The following is a 21219-nucleotide window of genomic DNA, read 5'->3' on the forward strand; positions in this document are numbered from 1 at the left end:
GATGACCGACAGCCACCTCGTGCTCGTGGGCAGCGGCGCACTCGCCCGGTCGGTGTGCCTGTCCCTGGCCGCGCAGCCGTCGCGGACGCGGGTCACCGTCCTCGCGCGGAACGCGCGGGCCGCCGCCGACCTGGCGCTGGCCGCCGGGGTGCGGGCCGCGACCGCCGGGACGGGGGTCGCCTTCGCCGCGGAGCGGCTGGACACCGGGCAGGTCGCCGCGGCACTGGCCGCGCTGCGGCCGGACGTGCTGGTCTGCTGCGCGTCCGACCACTCCCCCTACGAACGGCTCACCCGTCCCTCCGCGTGGACCGACCTGGTCGCCAGGGCTGGGTTCGGCGTCACCCTGCCGCTGCAGGCCGGGTTGGTGGCCGATCTCGCCAGGGCGCTGCCCAGCGCCTGCCCGGACGCGGTGCTGGTCAACGGCTGCTTCCCGGACGTGGTCAACCCGCTGCTGGCGCGGCTGGGCCTGCCGGTGCTGTGCGGGATCGGCAACGTGGCGACGCTGGCCGCCTGCCTGCGAGCCGCTCTCGGCCGCCCGGCCGACCTCGCGGTGCTCGGCCACCACGCCCAGCTCGCCGCCCCGGCCGACGACGTGCTCGCCTGGGCCGGGGGTGTGCCGGTGGCGGACGTGACCGCGCTGCTGGCGCCGTACCGCGCGCTGCCCCGGCGCGAGCTGAACGCGCTCGGCGGGCACGCGGCGGCCGCGCTGCTCGTCGCGCTCGCCGAGGGCACCGGGACGTCCGCGAACCTGCCCGGCCCCAACGGCCTGCCGGGTGGCTACCCGGTCCGGGTGGCGGACCGCCGGGTCGAACCGGACCTGCCCGCCGGCGTGGCCCTGGCGGACGCCGTCGCGTGGAACCTGCGGGCCGGTCTGCCCGACGGGGTCGAGGTGGCCGAGGACCGGGTGTGCCACTCGGCGCGCACGGCCGCGGCGCTCGCCCCGCACCTGCCGGAGCTCGCCGACGGGTGGCCGCCGGCCGCGCTCGACGAGGTCGGCGACCGGCTGCGCGCCCTGCGCGACCACCTCCGCATGACCGAACCAGGCCCGGCCCACCCCTGACGGCCCGACGAGCACCGAGGGAGCGCGCACATGCTCGCACCGCACACCGACACCGGCGCGATCACCCGGAACCTGATCGTGGACTACTACGACACCATCGCGGCCGCCGCGGCGGCGTGCGGCGCGGAACCGGCCGGCGCCCCGGGCACGCCCGGGTTCGCACCCGCGTTCGCGCTGCCCGAGCCGGCCGACGACGTCCGGGCGTTCTTCGGGGCCGCGACCGCCACCTGGCGCGGGCTCGGCGAGTACCGGGGCCACCGGGTGTCGCTGATGGACCTGACGGGCAACCCGGGCACCCGCACGACGAAGACGTTCCCGTCGCTCGTGATCGTGGCCCGCGCGGTCGAGCACGTGCGGCGCACCGGTGACCGGGTCTGCATCGTCACCCCCACCTCGGCCAACAAGGGCGTCGCGTTGCGCGACGCGGTCGCCAGGGCGATCGCCGCCGGCCTCGTGACCGCCGAACAGCTGCGGGTCGTGGTGCTGGCACCCGGGTCGACCGCGCACAAGTTCCGCGCGGACGCCTTGAGCGCCGACCCGGTGCTGCGGGCCGCGAACCCGCTGCTGCGCTACCCGGGCAGCGACCCGGAGGGGGTCAAGCCGCTGGGTCGCGCGTTCGTCGACGCGCACGCCGAGCGGGCCTACCGCGAGCACGGGGTGGCGTTGTGGTTCTCCCTCGCTCTGCCGAACTACCTGGTGGCGGACGCGGCGCGGGCGGCGTTCGAGGCCGAGGTCGCGCCGACCGGCAGCGCCCCGCCGCGCTGGCACGCCCACGCGGTGTCGAGCGCGTTCGGCCTGCTGGGCTACAACCTGGGCCGGGACCTGCTGGAGGCGGTCGGCCGGGCCGACCCGGCCGACCGGCCCGGGTTCCTGCTGGTGCAGCACCTCGGCACCCCGGACATGGTGCTGAGCCTGCGGCACGGCTCGTTCTCCCGGGAGCACGTGCCCGCCTACCGGCAGGACGCGGCGGGTGCCGGGTGGACCCAGTCGGGTGACCGCCGTTTCCCGGCGGTCACCGACGACCCCGCCGAGGTGCTGGACCCGACGTTCTACACCCACCGCCCGGCGACCTCGCCCAGGATGAACGCGCTGATCGAGAGGTTCGGCGGCGACGGTGTGGTCGTCTCCCGCCGGGAGTGCCTCGACCGCTACCCCCTGGCCGCGCGGTGGCTGGCTGGCTCGGCCCTCGAGCTGCCCGCCGACCCGGCCGGACTGCGCGAGTGGTCGCTGCTCATGGCGCTGACGGGCGTGTGGAACGCGATCGACCGCGGTCTGGTGCCCGAGGACCGGGAGATCGTGGTGCACGGTTCCGGCAGCTACGCCGCGGACTACCCGCTGTGCCCCGCGGACGCCGAGGTGTCCACCGTGGACGAGATGGCCACCGCCGTGCTGGGAGGCTGACGTGCCGGAGGTCGTCGTCGACGCTGTCGCCCCGCTGGCCGCGCTCGCGGGCGAGGCGGGCAGGGAACGGGTCGTGCTCGCGGCCGTCGCGCTGCTGCTGCGCCGGTACACCGGCACGGCGGAGCAGGTGCTGTCCTGGGCGGACGGCACCGTGGCGGTGGACCTGACCGTGGACCGGCCGTTCGCCGACGTGCCGCCGCTGGTCCGGCCCGCTACCGGGCCGCCGCCCCCCGCCGAGCCGGGGCTGCCGCTGTCCGGTGTGGTGCGCTGCGCCCTGGAGGTGTCCGGTCCGGTGTGGACGGTGTCCGTGCCGGACTGCCCGGCCGGGCTGGCCGAGCCGCTGCACGCCGACCTCGCCGCGTTGTTCGCCGAGCTGGCCGCCGACCCGGCCCGGTCGACCGCGGACCTGCTGGCGGTCTGCGCGTACGAGCGGGCCCGGCCGGTGGTCGCGGACCCGCACCCGGACGCGGTGCTCCTGGCCGACCGGATCGCCGCGCACCGGTCGATCCCGGCCGCGTTCGCCGCGCAGGTCGCCGAGCACCCCGACCGGCCCGCCGTGCTGGCCGACGACGCGTGCCTGACCTACCGGGAACTCGCCACCGCGGTGGCGCGCACGGCGGCGGCACTGACCCCGGGCGGCGCGGCCGCGCTGCTGTGCGGGCACGGGGCGGCGACGGTGACCGCGCTGCTGGCCGCGCTGGCCGCGGGCAAGTCGTACGTGCCGCTGGACCCCGCCTACCCGCGCGCCCGGCTGGCCGACATCCTGCTCGACAGCGACGCGGAGGTGCTGCTCGTCGACGCCGGGCACGAGGGACTGGCCGCCGGGGTGCTCGCCGACACCGGCCGCGACCTGCCCATCGTCCACATCGGACAGACGGGGGACGCGGACCTGACCGGCCTCGCCGGCCCGGCCGCGCCGGACGACATCGCCTACCTGCTCTACACGTCGGGGTCCACCGGCAGGCCGAAGGGTGTGGTGCAGAGCCACCGCAACGTGCTGTTCGGGATCGCCAACCACGTCCGCAACTTCGGCATCACGCCGGAGGACCGGACCAGCGTCGTCACCTCGTTCGGGTTCGACATGGCCGTCACCGACACGTTCGGCGCGCTGCTCGCCGGCGCGGCCGCGGTGCCGGTGGACGTCAGGAACACCGGCCTGGACCACCTGACGTCCACACTGGACAGGCACCGGGTCAGCGTCTACCACTCGACGCCCACGGTGTACCGGTACCTGGCCGCCGGGCTCGGCGACACCGGGCGGCTGCCGCACGTCCGCGCGGTGCTGCTGGGCGGCGAGGAGGTCACCGCGCACGACGTCGCGCTGGCGCGGCGGCACTTCGCGCCCGACGTGGTGTTCGTCAACGGCTACGGCACCACCGAGGTCAGCTTCGTCGCACAGAACCACATCGGGCCGGACGAGCGGCCCGGACAGGCGGTGGTCCCGGTCGGCCACCCGATGGCCGGCATCGAGGTGGTGCTCGTGAGCCCGGCGGGGCGGCCTGCCTGCCTGCGCGGCGAGGTGCTGGCCCGCAGCCCGCACGTGGCGCCGGGCTACTGGCGCCGACCGGAGCTCACCGCGGCCCGGTTCGTCGAGCACCGGGGAACGCGGGCCTACCGCACCGGGGACCTGGCGGCCCGGCAACCGGACGGGCGGCTCGTCTTCCTCGGCCGCACCGACCGGCTGGTGAAGATCCGCGGGTTCCGGGTCGAACTGGGTGAGGTCGAGGCGCGGCTGGCCGCGCTGCCCGGCGTGGGACAGGCGGCGGTGGTGGCACGCCCCGCCACCGCGGGCGAGCGGGAGATCATCGGTTACGTGGTCCCAGCGGCGGGCCGGGACGTGGACGTCACCGAGGTGCGCACGCGGCTCGCCGCCGTGCTGCCGGACTTCATGCTGCCCAGGGCCGTGGTCGTCGTGCCCGCGTTGCCGATGACCGCGACCGGCAAGCTGGACGCCGCCGCGCTGCCCGCACCGGGGACACCCGCCGCGGAGTCCACAGTGGAGGGTACGGCGGACGGGCTGGAGCGCGTGGTGGGCGGGATCTGGTGCGCGGTGCTCGGTCTGCCGGCGGTGCCGCACGACGTGAGCTTCGCCGAGCTGGGCGGGCACTCGCTGCAGCTCGCCGTGGTGCAGCAGCGGCTGCGGGCCGCGCTGGGCACCGAGGTGCCGATGACGCGGCTGTTCGAACACCCGACGGTGGCCGGACTGGCCGCGTACCTGCGCGGCGCCCAGGCGGACACCGAGCACGCGGTGCGCAGGGCCGCGGACCGGATGCGCAGGCGGCGGGAGGCGAGGCGATGAGCGAGGACGACGCGGCCACCGACGGGATAGCCGTGGTCGGTCTCGCGTGCCGGGTGCCGGGCGCGGACGACGTGGCGGGGCTGTGGCGGAACGTGGTCGCCGGCGTGGAGTCGGTGCGCCGCCTCTCGCCCGACGAGGTCGCGGCCGCCGGTGGCCCGGACGGCGACCCGTCGTGGGTGCCCGCGTTCGGGGTGCTGGACGACCTGGAGGGCTTCGACGCCGGCCTCTTCGGCTACCCGGCGCCGGAGGCGGCGCTGCTCGACCCGCAGCACCGGCTGTTCCTGGAGGTGGCCTGGTGGGCACTGGAGGACGCGGGGTGCGACCCGGCGCGCTCCGAGGCGCAGATCGGGGTGTTCGCGGGCTGCGCCACCAACCGGTACCTGCGCCACCACCTGCTCGGCAACCCGGCACTGCGACCGGCCGGGGCGCTCGCCGAGGACTGGGACGACCTGCTCGTCGGCGGCACGTGCGACTACCTGCCGACCAGGGTCGCCTACGCGCTGGGTCTCACGGGCCCGGCGGTCGCCGTGCAGACCGCGTGTTCGTCGTCCCTGGTCGCGGTGTGCCAGGCCGCGCAGAGTCTGCTCGACTACCGGTGCGACCTCGCCGTCGCCGGTGGGGCGGCGGTCGTGTCGACCAGGCAGGCGGGTTACCGGCACCGCGTCGGCGGCACCCTCGCCGAGGACGGGGTGTGCAGGCCGTTCGACGCCGCGGCGACCGGGCAGGTGTTCGGCAACGGCGCGGGCGCGGTGGTCCTCAAACGACTCGCCGACGCACACGCCGACGGCGACCGGGTGCACGCGGTGCTGCCGGGCTGGGCGGTGAACAACGACGGCGCCGCACGGGCCGGGTTGCTGCTGCCGGGCGTGAGCGGCCAGGCGGCGGTGGTGGCCGAAGCGCTGGCCGCGACCGGTTGGCAACCGGCCGACCTCGGCTACGTCGAGGCGCACGGCAGCGGCACCCCGGTCGGCGACGCCATCGAGGTCGACGCACTGAGACGGGCCTTCGCGGGCAGCGGCCCGCGCGACGGCGCGTGGGTGCTCGGCTCGGTGAAGGCGAACCTGGGCAACCTGGACGCCGCGGCCGGTGTGGTGGGCCTGGTGAAGACGGTGCTCGCGGTGCGGGACGGGGTGTTGCCGCCGACGCCGCACTTCACCCGCGGCCACCCGGAGGTCAACCTGGCCACCGGCCCCTTCGAGGTGCTGACGACCGCCCGCGACTGGCCGGGCCCGCGGCGGGCCGGGGTGAGCTCGTTCGGCCTCGGCGGCACCAACGCCCACGTGCTGGTCGAGCAGGCGGCCCCGCGCCCGCCGTGCCCGGCCGGTCCGGAGTGGACGGTCCTCGCCCTCTCCGCCGCCGACGACCGCGCGCTGGCCGACCTCGCCCGCCGGCTGGCCACCCACCTGCGCGAGGGGCACGCGACGGTGCGGGATGCCGCCCACACCCTGGCCACCGGCCGCCGGGCCCTCCCCCGGCGAGCCGCGGTCACCTGCCGGGACGTCGACGACACGATCGCCGCCCTGACCGAGATCACGGCGGGCCGCGCGCCCGAACCGGACGGCCCCGCCCCGCTGCGGGAAGCCGCCCGCACCTGGCTGACGGGCGGCCCCGCCCCCGACGTGCCCGGCCGCCGCGTCGCACTGCCCGGCTACCCGTTCCACCGGGTGCGCCACTGGATCGAACCGCACTGAAGGGGCCGGACCGCAGACCACCGAAATGGATCGACCCGGCGATCCGCAGAAATCAAGATCACGCGGTGATTCACACCGGCGCCGCGACCGCAATTTCTCGTAAAATCTGCCGCTTCGAGCTTTCAGCGCGCCTGCGCGTGGAAGAAATACCAACAGACCACGGTATTCGAAACGCTTGCCCTTTGGGGAAGGCGGCTGAAGCGCACGTTCACCCTTTGAGGAGGCCGTCTTCGCGACACCGGGTGGTACTTTGCGTTGAATGTCCATCAACGGATCGACTCGCGCCGACGGGGTGGTGCGGCGGAGATCGAATCCGGTGTGAGGGGGCGGGCCGAATGGCCGACGAACGCGTCTTCCGGTTTTTGTCACTGAGAGCGGCGACGGCGGGTATCGATCGGGTGCCGCCGGGCGCCATCGAACTCAGGGTCAGCGAGACGAGCGGCACCGACCCCGTCATCACGCGCAGCGGTGCGGAGCGCGCGCGGGCGGCCGGCGAGATCGTCACCGACCCGGCTGACCTCCCGTTGAACCTGAAGCCGTTCCTGCGGTTCCTGATCGCCCAGGCGGGCCAGCAGCCGACGAGCGCCAAGATCACCGACGGAGTCCGGCAGGCGTTCAACCTCACCCCCGCCCAGCTGGTGGCCAAACCCGAGTTCGCGGCCACTCAGCGTGCGGTCGGGGACGCGATCGTCGCCCAGACGGTGGCGCCGGCCGCCGCCAGCCGACCTGACCAGCTGATGCTCTCCGCCAGAGCGTTGGCACTGGTGCAGGCGGTCGCGTCCGGGTCGGCGCCGGACGCGGCCACCATCGGCGACTACCTGGCCCGGACCCTCGTCGTGCTGCCCGAGCCGCCACCGCCCGCCCAGCCGGCAGGCGAGACGGACACCCCGGCCGGGGAACCGGACCGCCCGGGACCGCCCGCCCCGGGCGAGGCCGAGGACGACGACGAGGACGACGACGAGGACGACGACGAGGACGACGACGGGCGGCGGGATCGGCTGGCACGGGCGGTCGAGGAGCTCACCGTCCTGGGCCGCCGAGCCCGGACGACCTCGGCCGACGTGCCCGCACCCCCGCCGAGCGAGATGGCGGTGCTGCGCGAGAACGTCGAACGGATGCGCCAGGTCCTGGACGACGTCGTGGCCAACGCCCGTCAGGCGGGTGCGGACTATCCGGGCGGCGCACCCGAGCCGGGAGCGACCGGGCCGGTGAACGCCGTCCGCGTCACCCTGCGGGCGACGCCCGAGGACCTGGCCCGGCTGTCCGCGGACACCCGCACGGTGCTGGACGAACTGGGCCTGGACGTCGACGAGCTCGACCCGGACCGGGCCCTGCTGCGGGTCGCCGACGAGCTCGCCCGGCTCCCCGTCCCGAGCGTCGCGCAACCCGGCGTCATCCGGATCGCCGGCGCCGAACTCGACGCCGCCGTGCTCGCGGACGTCTTCGGCGGCGGCGCGGAACCGCTCGACGTCGCGCCGTTGGTGCAGCGCTGCCAGGCCGCCGCCAGCGTGGGCGACCTGCTGATCGTCAAACAGAAGCTGAAGTCCTACGAGGCAGGCGACTTCGCGCACGTGGAGAACGTGCTCTCCGGCGAGACACGCAGTCGCGAGCACCGGCGCCTCAACCGCACCGAAGAGACCACCACGACGGAGACCGAAACCGAGACCGAGAAGGAGCGCGACCTCCAGAGCACCGAGCGCGACGAGCTGCAGACCGAGGCCAGCAAGACCGTCGAGACGCAGACCAAGCTCGACGCCGGGCTGCAGGTGTCCGGCTCGTACGGGCCGGCGGTCAGCTTCAGTTCCAACCTGGACGTCGGTTTCTCCACCAGCACCACCGAGGCGCAGCGCAAGGCCGCCGCGTTCTCCCGCGAGGTGACCGAGAAGAGCGCGGAACGGACACGTGAGCGGGTCCGCACCGAGCGGGTGCGCAAGGTCGTGGAGGAGATCGAGGAGATCAACCGGCACGGCATCGAGAACACCGGCGCCGCCCCCAAGCACGTGCGCGGCATCTACCGCTGGCTGAACAAGATCTACGAGGCCCAGACCTACAACTACGGCCAGCGGATGATGTTCGACTTCGTGGTGCCCGAACCGGCGGCCTTCTGGCTCCACGCCCAGCTGAACCCGCTGCCCAAGGACGGGCAGCTGCCCAAGCCGCAGCCGCCGACCCTGAACGGCGCGCCGCTGCGGCCCGACCAGATCTCCGAGGAGAACTACCTCCAGCTGGCCGCGCCGTACCAGGTCACCAACGTGCCGGTGCCACCGCCGCTGGCCCAGTGGGTGACCTACTTCGACCGGCAGGACGGCACCACCAAGAACAACATGGGCCGAGCCGCGAAGATCGAGGTCCCCGCCGGCTACTTCGCGAAGACGATCACGGTGCACACCGCCTACCTGTGGATCGACGGCGACAACAACTCGTTCCACCTGATGGTGGGCGGGCGCGAGTTCAACCGGACGAACCTCTGGGGCGCGATCGCCGTCAACCTGCTGGACCAGCCGGAGAAGGAGATCAGCATCTCCTACACGATCCTGCAGTCGGTGGCGTTCGCGGTCGGCGCGGAAGTTCTGTGCATGATCACCCGGCAGGGCTGGCGCAAGTGGCAGCAGTCGGTCTACGACACGATCATCGAGGCGTACCTGCGGCAGAAGGCCGCCTACGACGAGCAGCAGCGGGTCGCCGCGATCGCCGACGCCAACCCGGTCACCGGCAAGAACCCGCTGGAGAACCTGCGCATCGTCCGGGACGAGCTGAAGAAGTGGGTCCTGATGCTGATGATCGGGAAGACCGACATCGCCAAGGACGGCTTCACCGAAGCGGACAAGCCGACGCTGGACCTCGCCGACGCCTGCGCCAACGGGTCCTACATCCGGTTCTTCGAGAACGCCTTCGAATGGCACAACCTGCTGTGGGTGTTCTACCCGTACTTCTGGGGCCGCGAGGCCAGGTGGGCGCCCGCACTGCACTTCACCGACCCGGACCCGGACTTCGCCGCGTTCCTCAAGGCCGGCGCGGCCCGGGTGCAACTCCCCGTGCGGCCCGGGTTCGAACGCGCGGTGGCGTACTTCATGCAGCAGGGCCAGATCTGGGAAGGCCAGGATCCGCCGCTGAGCGGCGGGAACGCCTACCTGCCGATCGCCGACGAGATCACCGAGAACCTGGGCAAGATCGAGGGCGGGGTGGTGTACCCGCCGGGCGCCCAGCCGTGGGAGGTCACCGTGCCCACGTCGTTGGTGCTGCTGCAGAACCTCAGCGAGGTCCCGGCCATCCGCGACATGCTCACCGGCCGGCCGATCACGGTCACGCCCACCCCGGGCGGCTGACGGTGGGTGTGTTCCACCTGGACGGTGACTGGGACCGCGACGGGAAGATCACCGGCACGCCTGCCGAGCGTTCCGCGCGGACCGCGGCACCGGGGCTGATCGTGCTGGCCAACCTGGACGTGGACGCGCGCCGCCTGCCCGCCTCGGTGAAACCCGAGAACACCCAGACGCCGGACGCCGAGCAGGCGTCGGTGCCCAAGGGCGACGACGACGCCCGGACCCTGCGCGTGGTGGCCGAGCCCGCCGCCCCGGGTGGGCCGTTCACCCTGTCGCTGCTGATCCCGGCCACGGCCGAGCAGACCTTCCGGCTGAGCACCGCGGCCGGGACCCGGATCGCCGGCCGCAAGGGCGGCCCCCTGGTGCGGTTTCCGGTGCCCACGGCCACCTCCGGCAAGCCCGCCTCGGTGCTGCTGGAGGCGCGGCTGCTGCCCGGGTCGCCGATCGCCGCGGCCGCGGGTGCGTCGATCGAGCTGGAGTGGATCGACGCGACCGGCCGGGTCGGCAAGGAGTCCGGCCTGGTCAGCGTGGCGCCGCTGGTGCTGGTCGGGGACCTCGCCACACCGGAGCGGCTGTACATGTGCGTCGACGAGGGTGAGAACGACCCGTCGGTGACCGAGGTCCGGGCCGCGTGCGGACTCGCCAGGGTGCCGTTCGTGCCGGTGCCCGCGAGCGTCCACGCCGGGGACACCTGGCTGCAGGACCAGTTCCAGATCGGGTACTGCCAGGGCCCGGACCAGCTCATGCGGGTGTTGCTGCACCTGCCCCGGGTGCGCAACGACTTCGTGCTCGGCCAGCTGGCGCCGAACCTGGCCGGCCTGGTCGAGGGCCACTTCCCGTCCACCGGGCTCGGTGTCTGCACCGACTTCTGGAAGCGCTCCGTCAAGGTCACCGACATCACCGGCACGGTGCGCGACCTGCCGTTCGCCGACACCGGCGAGCTGCTGTACAAGGTCGTCGGTGTCGGCGCCGTCTTCAGCCAGGTGTTTTTTCAGCTCGCGCTGCTCGGCGCACCGTTCACGGGCGCGATGCCGACCACGTTCTCAGCGGCGCGCCGGGCGCTGCCGCGCGCGCTCGCCGAGCTTCGGTCAGCGGTGGCGAAGGCCAAGTCCGGTGCCGCACCGCGCCGGGTGGCCGCGCTCGACGCGCGGCTGAAGACACTGGACACGTTGGTCAACGCCGTGATCAAGGCCATGCCGATCGTCGGCGGCGGGATCAGCCTGCCGGTCGGCGGCCAGGCGGTCGTGCTCAGCTTCTCCGAGGCCGACCTGTTCGCCACCAAGCTGGAGGTGCTGCACGACTCCCTCAACTACGGCGGCAACATCGAAGTGGGGCCGGCCGGCGCGAGCACGCCCCACGGGAAGATCGTGATCGGCGAGGAGCCGGCCGGGACGAGCACCACGGGGCAGCCCCGGGAGATCGACCCGCAGCTGTTCGCTTTCCTCACCGCGCAGGGCACCCAGCCGATCGTGAAGATCGACACGTCCTGGCTGGACGTGGGGCACGTGGACGAGCTGATCTCGTTCGTGCCGGACCGGCAGTCCGCCAACGGCACGGCCATCCTGCGGGCGTCCCCCCGGATCGCGCTGACGATCCTGCGGGAGCTGCGTGCCCGGTTCATCGCAGGCGGACCACTCGATCCGCCGCTGTGGGAGAACTACGTCTACCTGGGCATGCAACCGCGGCACACCACCAGCGGCAGCTTCCCGGTCACCCACCTGCTGCGCGGCAAGCTCTGGCGCCACGAGCACCGCACCGGCGACGCGTCGGCGTCCGAGCCGCCCCGGATCTACCGGCGCCTGGCCGAGGCCGACGAGAAGGAACCGATGTCCACGCACCGGATCGACTACGAGGTCGGCATGAACACCAGCCGCACCTACCCGGCCGGCATCAGCGTGTTCGAGCTGCTCAAGTTCGAGGGCGGCACGAACGACGACATCGAGAAGACCAGACTGGCCGGCGTGGACAAGGTCCTCGCCGCGGAGTTCCCCGGTTCCAGGCTGCTCGAGGTACCGGTGCTGTTCGACCAGAGCGACGACCTGAACACCACCCGCACCTCCGCGTTCACCCCGGACCTGGTGAACCTGCAGGTACTGGGCAGGGTGCTGGTCATGCCGCGGTCCTACGGCCCGCGGGTACCGCTCCCGGCGGCGGCGAACGTGCTGCGGGCAGTCCTGCCCGACGCGGTGAAGAGCCGGGCAACCACCGACGTCCTCGTCGGCAAGGGCCTGGACGTCACGGTGCACTGGGCCAAGTTCGGTCACGACATCGCGTTCGCCGAGACCTTCGCGGACGGCTTCCCCGGCGTCCCGACGACCGAGGTGGCCAAACGCATCCGGAAAGCGAACCCGGCACACTTCCTCAACGACGGCCGCCTGCGCGACGGGTGGCGACGGCTGATCATCCCCGAGCGGACGGTCGACCTGTTCCAGGCGTACACCACGCTGGTGCTCGAGCCGCTCGGCGTCACGGTCGCGTGGGTGGACTCGTGGTCCTACCACGTCCGTTTCGGCGGGATCCATTGCGGCACCAACGTGTTGCGCACACCGGCGCCGCCAGCCGTGCCCTGGTGGCGCACCCGGACCGCGCCCGCCGGCTGACCAGCGGCCCTGCAAGGACGTGACGTCGTCGCCGAAGGTGCAGTCTCCTGATCTGTCCCAGTTGATGGACCACGTCATCAGCCCCTTGAGTGCGCGGCTCAGCGGTCTGCCACCGGGTGCGCGGGTATCGCGTCAGCGACGACTGAGTCCAACACCGGGGAGCGGCCGCCGGACCAGACGACCCGTGGAATGCGGCTCCACCACAACCGTCGGCGACCATGGTCGCCCAGCACGCCGTCATCCTCCTCACCGACCTGCTATTGCGCGCGGCCGCCCCGTGCGCGGCTACCTGGAGGCCGCGTTCATCGAAATGGCGCGGCGGGAAACCGTCGAGCAGCCCTGAGCCGCACTCCTCCACACCTGTCGGCTCTCGCCATCAACTGCTGAGGCACGCCCACCGCGTCGTGCCGCTTGAGCCAGATCGGATAGCCCAACTGGCCTATTGTCCGTTGCGACAATCGAGATCGCATCCACGAAATGCCTTTCCGCGGTCTCCAAGCTGGATGACAAGATGCGGCAGAGTCACCGTGGGTAGTTCGCGTCCGGGCACATCAACGCACGTCGAGTCGCGCGTCGCCCGTTTGACGGATGTGCGCGGGATCGGCGGCATTCCACACTCGTAAGTATGGTCAACTCGGATCGCTCGCGCGGTGCCACGACGCAGCCAGCCATACGGCATTACCCGAGGCGCCGCGACGAGGATCTGGTTCCGCCACAGCTCACCGAACTTCTACGCCGAATCGCTCGCCAGGACCGCGCTCGGAGCGAAGCGACGCTCCAGGCGGACATCAGACAACTGCTGCTGACTGCCGACTTCGGTCTGACAGACGAAGATCTTACCGTCGATCTTGAAGCACCGGTCGGCGATGGAAGGCGTATCGACGTCGAGCTCGGTTGCGTGGTGATCGAAGTCAAGAAGAGCCTCGGGCGCCCCGGCACGCTGAAGAACGCCGTCGTCCAGTTGACCGGATATGTCCAGACGAGGATGGAGCGCACTGGGCAGCACTATCTTGGGGTTTTGACCGATGGTGCCGAATGGCGGGCCTATCACCTCGTATCCGATCGTCTGGTCCAGATTACTCGACACAAGGTGGCCGCCGCTCGACCGAACGCGATGGCCCTGTTCTTCTGGCTTGAGGGCGTGCTGGCAACCGGCCGAGGCGTGACGCCGACGCCGACCGAAATCGGTCGCCGCCTGGGTGCGGACAGCACCTCCCATGCCGTCGACCACGCAGCCCTCGCAGTCCTCTACAGGGAACACGCTGACAACCCGACCGTCGCCGTAAAGCGGCAACTTTGGGCACAATTACTACGCAGCGCACTCGGCACGCAGTTCATCGACGACGACAGCTTGTTCATCGAACACACGCTCTTGATGAACACGGCGGACGTGATCGCCCACCTGGTCGCGGGACTCGACGTGCTCGATCTGGAACCGGCCACCATCCTCAGTGGCCAACGTTTCGAGCGCGCCCAGATCCTGGGAGTCGTCGAGCCGGACTTCTTCGATTGGACAATTGAGGTCCCAGGAGGTGCCCCGTTCATACGCGGTCTGGCGCGCCGGATAGCCAGGTTCGACTGGTCCAAGGTCGAGCACGACGTTCTCAAGGTGCTGTACGAGTCCATCATCGGCCGTGAAACGCGCAAGCGGATGGGCGAGTACTACACACCCGACTGGCTTGCCGAACACGTCGTGGACACCTGTGTGCGCCAACCGCTCAAGCAGCGCGTACTCGACCCCGCGTGTGGCTCTGGGACGTTTCTGTTCCACGCAGTGCGGCGATACCTCGAAGAGGCTGAGCGCGAGGGCCTGCCGCTGGCGCAGGCACTGGCCAACCTGTCCTCCCAAGTGATCGGCATCGACCTACATCCGGTCGCGGTCGCGCTGGCTCGCGTGACCTATCTGCTGGCTATCGGGCACGAGCGCCTTGTCACGCCGAGCCGAGGCGCGGTGACGATTCCCGTATATCTCGGCGACAGTATGCAGTGGCGGGAGCGCCTGGACTTATTCACCGAGGACCACTTGAAGATCAGCGCAGGCCACGGCGAGTCCCTGTACGAGGATGTGCTGCGCTTCCCGGAAAAGCTGCTCGCTGACGCAGCGCAATTCGACCGGTTGGTATCTGGGCTGGCGAGCCTGGCGGCCAAGCCACGCGACCCCGGCACAGTGCCATCCCTCGCAGCCCTCTTTCGGCGACTTGCCGTCGCACCCGAGGACCAGCCGGTGATCTCCCAGACCTTCGCGGTGATGTGCCGGCTTCACGATGAGGACCGCAATCACATCTGGAACTACTACATCCGGAACCTTGCCCGACCGGTCTGGCTCGCAATGCAGGACAACCGCGTCGACATTGTGCTCGGAAATCCCCCTTGGCTGGCATACCGTCACATGCCGGCAGAAATGCAGGCACTATTCCAGCAACTGTCGAAGGAACGCGGATTGTGGCATGGCAGGCAGGTCGCAACACATCAAGACCTGTCAGCACTCTTTGTCGCGCGTGCTATCCAGCAATATCTAAAAGATGACGGCATGTTTGGGTTCGTGATGCCGAATGCCGCACTTGATCGTGACTACTACGGCGGGTTCCGCACCGGCTACTACGCGGACCCGGTTGAGCCAACGGCGGTAGCATTCACCAAGCCATGGGATCTTCGACGGTTGCGTCCTCATTTCTTTCCACGGGGAAGTTGCGTGGTGTTTGGTCACCGCACTGGCTACACCAGACGAAAGCCGATCCCGCAGATCGCACAGTGCTGGTCTGGCGTCCTGCCGGCAAGTGGTGGCTCTTGGGATGCGGTCAGCAAGTTCGTCAAGCGCACTGACGGTCGCCTCGTACGCGGGGAAGACAATGCAAGGCGATCGCACTATGCGACAAGATTCTCGCAAGGAGCTACGATCGTACCCCGTGTGTTGTTTTTAGTGGAAGGCGGCTCAGCTGGCCCACTCGGGCTTGGCGGAGGCCAACAGGTCGTACGCTCGGCGTCGAGCAGCTACGAGAAGCCACCCTGGAAGGATCTCCGGCGGCTCGAAGGAGCCGTGGAGGCTGAGTTTGTCCGGCCTGTACTGCTCGGTGAGAACATCGTGCCTTTCCGAGTCCTCGACGCTCGTGAGGCGGTGCTGCCAATCATCGATGACACTGTGGCCGACAGTGCTGATCCACGTATTGACTACTATCCCGGCCTATCGGAGTGGTGGCGACAGGCCGAAGAGACGTGGGAGAAGCACCGGAGCAGTAAGCGCTTCACCCTGAAGCAACAACTCGACTTCCGACAGAAACTGACAAATCAATTGCCACCGGCGAGGTTCCGCGTCGTGTACAGCAAGGCCGGCATGCACGTTGCCGCTGCCCTGGTGCAGAACAATCTCGCCATCATTGATCACAAGCTGTATTGGGCCGCTGTAACCAACCGCGACGAAGGCCACTACCTCTGCAGCGTGCTCAACACACCCGCGGTCACAGAACTGGTGCGGCCGCTGATGTCCTACGGTAAGGATGAGCGAGACATAGACAAGCACCTGTGGCGTCTGCCGATACCGCGGTACGACCCCAGCAACGCCGCGCACCGCCGTCTCGCCCAGCTTGGCGCTGAGCTCACCGAAGAGATCGCGGCGCGGCCGCTGCCCGACGCGAGCTTCGTCACCCTGCGTCGACGAATCCGCGAATTCCTGGCCGGTCACAGTACGGCCACCGAGATCGACCGGCTGGTACGCGGTCTCATCACCTAGAGCCGTGGCAAGGTGATCCTGGGTCTGCTGGCTGGGGTGGATGTTGATCCACGTCGTCGCCGATCCATCTTCGATGCAGAGCTGGTCCATGGGCGGGGGCAAGGATGCCCCCGGCCATACCGAAGTTCTGCTCCGAAAGGGGACCGCCCCACCATGTCCGATCTCATGAACAGCGTGCTCGGCCACGCCGGGAACGACCACCGGGAAGCCGGTGGCACCAGCACGATCGACGTCGAGCCGGCGGACGCGCTCACCCAGGAACCCGCCGACGCGGACGGCACGCCGGACGAGGCCGACGCGGACGAGACCGCGCAGTCCGCCACGGCCGACGTGCGTCCCGAAGCGGCGACGCGCGGCAACACCACCGTCAGCGACGCGGTCGTCTCGAAGGTCGTGACCATGGTCGCCGGCGAGGTGGACGGCGTGCACCGCCTCGACGACGAGGACAGCGAGGTCGCCGTCGACGGCCGCGTCGCCATGATCCGGATCTCGCTGGTGGTCGAGTACGGCCAGGCGGTCACGGCGCTGGCGAAGCACATCCGGACCGACGTGATCGACGCCGTGGAAGAGGGCCTCGGCCTCGACGTCGCGTCCGTGGACATCCACGTGGGCGACATCCACGTCCCCGACACCGACACCGAGACCGACACCGACGCCGAGACCGACGACGCCTACTGACAAGAGCCGGCAGCAGTGGCGGCCCTCCGGCGCTCGAACACCGCGGGCGCTGGCGAGTAGCGGCGGCAGCACCTCGATCTGCCCGAGCGGAACTTTCCCGCCCGGGCAGATCGACGTGGTTCCCGGCGCGACGTTCCTGGATCGACCCAGATGGTGCGTGGTCTAGACCTCTTCTGGCGTGACGGTTAACGTCAATGGTCTGGACCTCCTTACCCTGCAAAGGACCAGCCATGGGGCGCACCATGCTGCGGCTACTCAGTTCCGTCCTCTCCTTCCTCGTGGTGGCATCGGTTTCCGTCGCGGTCGGTCCGGCCGCGGCGGCCGCGGGCCCGCTCACCGCGACCTTCTCCGCAACCGGTTCCACCGGCTCGTACCAGGTCACGAACTCCAGTTCGGCGGCTGTCGCCAACTGGTCCATCACCTTCCGGTTGCCCGCGGGCGTGACCGCGTCCACCGGCGAGCACGGCACCGTCACGCAGACGGGCACCGAGGTGACGCTCACGCCCGCGTACTACATCGCGACGCTGCAGCCGGGCCGGAGCACCTATCCGTACAACCCGACCTTCCGGCTCACCTCGCCCGCGACCCCCACGGCTTGCCGGATCGCGGGCGCCAACTGCGACGGCTCGGCCGACACCACACCGAGCACGCCCGGCGGGCTTCGCGTCACGGTGACGACCACCAGGACGATCTCGTTGGCCTGGAACGCTGCCACCCCCGGCTCGCTGCCGGTCGCGGGCTACGACGTGCTGCAGGGTGGTTCCGTGGCCGCCTCGGTCACCGGCACGACGGCCACCGTGACCGGCCTCAGCCCGAACACCGCCTACAGCTTCACCGTCGTCGCCAGGGATACCAACGGCCTCGCGTCGGCACCGACGGCGCCGATCACGGCGCGCACCAACAACCCGGCTGACGACACCCAGCCCCCATCGGCGCCGGGCAACCTGCGGACCACCGGAAGTGACTCGGACAGCGTGGCCCTGGCGTGGAACGCGGCCACCGACAACACCGGTGTGGTCGCCTACGACGTGTACCGCGGTGGCGTACTCGCCACGACCGTCACCGGTACCACGGCGCGGATCGCGGGACTGTCGCCCGCCACGTCCTACACCTTCCTGGTCCGCGCGCGGGACGGTTACGACAACACCTCCCCCGCGAGCAACACGGTGACGGCCCGCACCGCTGACATCGTCGCCGGGTACGCGAAGGTCGGCTACTTCGTCCAGTGGGGGATCTACGGCCGCCAGTTCTTCGTGCGCAACCTCGACACGAACGGCGCCGCGGCGAAGCTCACCCACATCAACTACGCCTTCGGCAACATCGACCCGGTCAACCTGACGTGTCTGCAAGGCGTCACGAAAGGCACCTCGCAGAACCCGCAGGACCCCAACCAGGGCGACGGTGCGGGTGACGCGGACGCCGACTACGGCAGGCCGATGAGCGCGGCCCAGTCCGTCGACGGCGTCGCCGACACCGGCTGGGAGAAGTTGCGCGGGAACTTCAACCAGCTCAAGAAGCTCAAGGCGAAGTACCCGCACCTGAAGGTCCTGATCTCGCTGGGCGGGTGGACGTACTCCAAGTACTTCTCCGACGTGGCCGCCACCGACGCCGCGCGCAAGAAGTTCGTCAGCTCGTGCCTCGACATCTACATCAAGGGAAACCTGCCGGTCTACAACGGAGCGGGCGGTCCCGGCAGCGCGGCGGGCATCTTCGACGGCATCGACCTCGACTGGGAGTGGCCGGGTGCGGAGGGCCACGCGGGAAACCACGTGCGCGCCGCCGACAAGGCGAACAACACGCTGCTGATCGCCGAGTTCCGCAGGCAGCTCGACGCGCTGGGCGCCGCGCAGGGCAAGCGGTACCAGCTCACCGCGTTCACCCCGGCCGACCCGGCGAAGATCGCCGCGGGCTGGGAGCTCGGGCCGGTCGCGCAGCACCTCGACATCTTCAACGTGCAGGGCTACGACTTCCACGGCAGCGGCAGCGACAACTCCTGGGAGCCCAACCGGACCGGGCACCAGGGCAACCTCCACGCGGACGTCGACGACCCGTACAGCACCAGGTTCAGCGTCGAGAGCAGCGTGCAGGTCTACCTCGACGCCGGTGTCAGTCCACGGAAACTGACGGTCGGGCTGGCGTTCTACGGTCGTGGCTGGCAGGGCGTCGCCGACGGCGGGAAGCACGGTGAGTGGCAGCAGGCCACCGGTGCCGCGCCCGGTCAGTTCGCGGAGGAGGCAGGCACGCGGGGGTACGCCAACCTCGTCGCCTCGGTGCCGAACTGCGTGGTGTACCACGATGAGGCCGCCATTGCCTCCTACTGCCACACCGGCAACGGCGGGCAGTGGTGGACCTTCGACGACGTGTGGTCGATTCAACGGAAGACGGCCTGGATCAAGGCACAGGGACTGCTCGGCGCGATGGTGTGGGAGATGTCGGGTGACACCGGCACGCTCATGTCGGCGACGGATGCCGGGCTTCGGTGAAGGAGGCGGACATGCGTGTGCTCAGTGTGGTGCTGGCGGCGGTGCTGCTGGCGGCTCCCGTGGCGGTCGCCCCGGCGACCGCCACGGCGGCCGAGGTGTGCGCCGTGAAGTCCAAACCGGCCGGGAAGGTGCTGCAGGGCTACTGGGAGAACTGGGACGGCGCGGCGAACGGGGTGCACCCGCCGCTCGGCTGGATTCCCATCACCGACAGCCGGATCCGGCAGCACGGCTACAACGTGATCAACGCGGCGTTCCCCGTGATCCGCTCGGACGGCACGGTCCTGTGGGAGGACGGGATGGACTCGACCGTCAAGGTCGCGACCCCGGCCGAGATGTGCCAGGCCAAGGCGAACGGGGCGACGATCCTGATGTCGATCGGCGGCGCCGCGGCCGGCATCGACCTGTCCAACACGGCCGTGGCGAACCGCTTCGTCGCGACGATCGTGCCGATCCTGCGGACGTACAACTTCGACGGCATCGACATCGACATCGAGACGGGCCTCGTCGGCAGCGGGAACATCGGCACCCTGTCGACGTCGCAGGCCAACCTCATCCGCATCATCGACGGGGTGCTGGCCCAGATGCCGTCGAACTTCGGCCTGACCATGGCGCCGGAGACCGCGTACGTCACCGGCGGCAGTGTCGTGTACGGCTCGATCTGGGGCGCGTACCTGCCGATAATCAAGAAGTACGCGGACAACGGCCGCCTCTGGTGGCTGAACATGCAGTACTACAACGGAAGTATGTACGGTTGCGCAGGCGACTCCTACGAGGCCGGGACGGTGCGCGGCTTCACCGAGCAGACGAACTGCCTCAACCGCGGCCTGGTCGTCCAGGGCACGACGATCCGCGTACCGTACGACAAGCAGGTCCCCGGCCTGCCGGCACAACCGGGCGCGGGCGGCGGCTACATGTCCCCCTCGCTCACCGCCCAGGCATGGAACAGCGTCGGCGGCGCGCTCAAGGGCCTGATGACGTGGTCGATCAACTGGGACGGTTCCCGAAACTGGACCTTCGGCGACAACGTCAAGTCCTTGCAGGGCCGCTAGACGAGCAGTGCGTACGTCGAGGCCGTGGCTGAAGACGGGCGAAGGGTGTTCACGATCGGTTTGTGACGACCGACCTGAGCACCCTTCTGCCCGCACGCTACCGACCGTCCTACCGCAACCGAGGTCGTTGGTCGGTGTGACAGGTGCGGTACTGCCGTCCCGGTGGTCAGGCGCGCAGAGCTTCGGGCCTGCGGGCGGTCCGGTACAACCACCACTCCGCGATCGCGAGGTTCAGCAGCCAGGGCGCCCAGCCGACCACTGTCTGCAGCACTGCGAGATCCCCGGCCCACCCGGGAACCGCGAACGCCACGGTGAACGTCGGCCGGGTCCACAGGATGGCGATGCCCAGTGCGAAGCTGCGGATCATCCACCGGCGGTGTTCGGGGTACCTGCGCTGACGACCGGTGCGGAACCCGAGGAGCGTCGTGGACAGCCACAGGGTGGACAGCAGCACAGCGCCCAGGGTGCTGGCGTTCCAGACACTGGCGACCCCGAGCAGGGCAAAGATCAGAAGGGTCGTCGGCACCACCCCGGCGAAAACGTAGACCTGGCCGCTCACCCGGTGAATCGCGGGATATCTCTTCCGCAGCCACGGCCACATTTGCAGGCACAACGTCGCTATCGCCACCGTGCCGGAGACAATGTGCAGGACCAGAATCGTGTAGTGCGGCGCGAATCCCTCGCGCAACACGATCTGCGCCTTGGCCGGGTCGAAGGAAATGTAGTCGGGCCAGATGTAGTAGACCAGAAACGCGACCACGGCCACCGACAGGGGTATCGCCCAGGAGCGCCACCAGGCGCGGGTGTCCAGGGGCCGTTCGCTCGCATCGGAGCGCGACCGGGGACGGTGGTCGACCAGTTCGCGTTCGGCTGTCGTGTCGTCATTTCTGTGGATCGTCATACTTCCC

At 70.4% G+C, this 21219-nt stretch carries 11 protein-coding genes; 10 read left to right on the forward strand and 1 reads right to left on the reverse strand.

All coding sequences use genetic code 11. From position 1 onward, the window contains the following. Nucleotide 1: 1 nt before the first annotated feature. The 10 genes from ACYQ77_RS11790 to ACYQ77_RS11835 all read left to right on the forward strand — a co-directional run bounded on the left by ACYQ77_RS11790 (nucleotide 2) and on the right by ACYQ77_RS11835 (nucleotide 20311). Nucleotides 2–1060 carry a hypothetical protein gene (locus tag ACYQ77_RS11790; RefSeq protein ID WP_459710289.1) on the forward strand — a complete coding sequence of 353 codons (1059 nt, stop codon included), beginning with the start codon at nucleotides 2–4 and terminating at the stop codon, nucleotides 1058–1060. Between the two features lie 30 nt (nucleotides 1061–1090). Next, nucleotides 1091–2461, forward strand: coding sequence for a DUF6002 family protein (locus tag ACYQ77_RS11795; RefSeq protein WP_459710290.1), 1371 nt, complete (start codon nucleotides 1091–1093; stop codon nucleotides 2459–2461). A 1-nt stretch (nucleotide 2462) separates the two neighbouring features. Further along, entirely contained in the window at nucleotides 2463–4760 is a 2298-nt protein-coding gene (locus ACYQ77_RS11800; protein ID WP_459710292.1) for a non-ribosomal peptide synthetase, read from the forward strand. Continuing rightward, complete coding sequence (locus tag ACYQ77_RS11805) at nucleotides 4757–6451, forward strand: beta-ketoacyl synthase N-terminal-like domain-containing protein (RefSeq protein WP_459710294.1); 1695 nt, start codon at nucleotides 4757–4759, stop codon at nucleotides 6449–6451. The genes ACYQ77_RS11800 and ACYQ77_RS11805 overlap by 4 nt, the downstream gene beginning before the upstream one ends. A gap of 335 nt (nucleotides 6452–6786) precedes the next feature. Further along, nucleotides 6787–9777: a serine/threonine-protein kinase gene (locus tag ACYQ77_RS11810; protein WP_459710296.1), complete on the forward strand. Its 2991-nt coding sequence runs from the start codon at nucleotides 6787–6789 to the stop codon at nucleotides 9775–9777. Between the two features lie 8 nt (nucleotides 9778–9785). Further along, nucleotides 9786–12374: a protein-arginine deiminase family protein gene (locus ACYQ77_RS11815; protein ID WP_459710298.1), complete on the forward strand. Its 2589-nt coding sequence runs from the start codon at nucleotides 9786–9788 to the stop codon at nucleotides 12372–12374. A 625-nt stretch (nucleotides 12375–12999) separates the two neighbouring features. After that, a complete protein-coding gene (locus ACYQ77_RS11820) occupies nucleotides 13000–16101 on the forward strand; it encodes an N-6 DNA methylase (protein WP_459710300.1) in 3102 nt (1033 codons plus the stop codon). Nucleotides 16102–16254: 153 nt separating this feature from the next. Then, nucleotides 16255–16779 (forward strand): Asp23/Gls24 family envelope stress response protein, encoded by a 525-nt coding sequence (locus tag ACYQ77_RS11825; RefSeq protein WP_459710302.1) that lies wholly within the window; start codon nucleotides 16255–16257, stop codon nucleotides 16777–16779. 230 nt (nucleotides 16780–17009) lie between these two features. Next, complete coding sequence (locus tag ACYQ77_RS11830; protein ID WP_459710304.1) at nucleotides 17010–19262, forward strand: glycosyl hydrolase family 18 protein; 2253 nt, start codon at nucleotides 17010–17012, stop codon at nucleotides 19260–19262. A gap of 11 nt (nucleotides 19263–19273) precedes the next feature. Next, nucleotides 19274–20311, forward strand: a complete 1038-nt coding sequence (locus ACYQ77_RS11835; RefSeq protein WP_459710306.1) for a chitinase — start codon at nucleotides 19274–19276, stop codon at nucleotides 20309–20311. 166 nt (nucleotides 20312–20477) lie between these two features. Here ACYQ77_RS11835 and ACYQ77_RS11840 read toward each other — a convergent pair whose 3' ends face one another. After that, on the reverse strand, nucleotides 20478–21212 hold the full coding sequence (locus ACYQ77_RS11840) for a DUF2306 domain-containing protein (protein ID WP_459710307.1): 735 nt from the start codon (nucleotides 21210–21212) through the stop codon (nucleotides 20478–20480). Nucleotides 21213–21219 lie beyond the last annotated feature (7 nt).

This window comes from Actinophytocola sp. KF-1 (genome assembly GCF_054661535.1).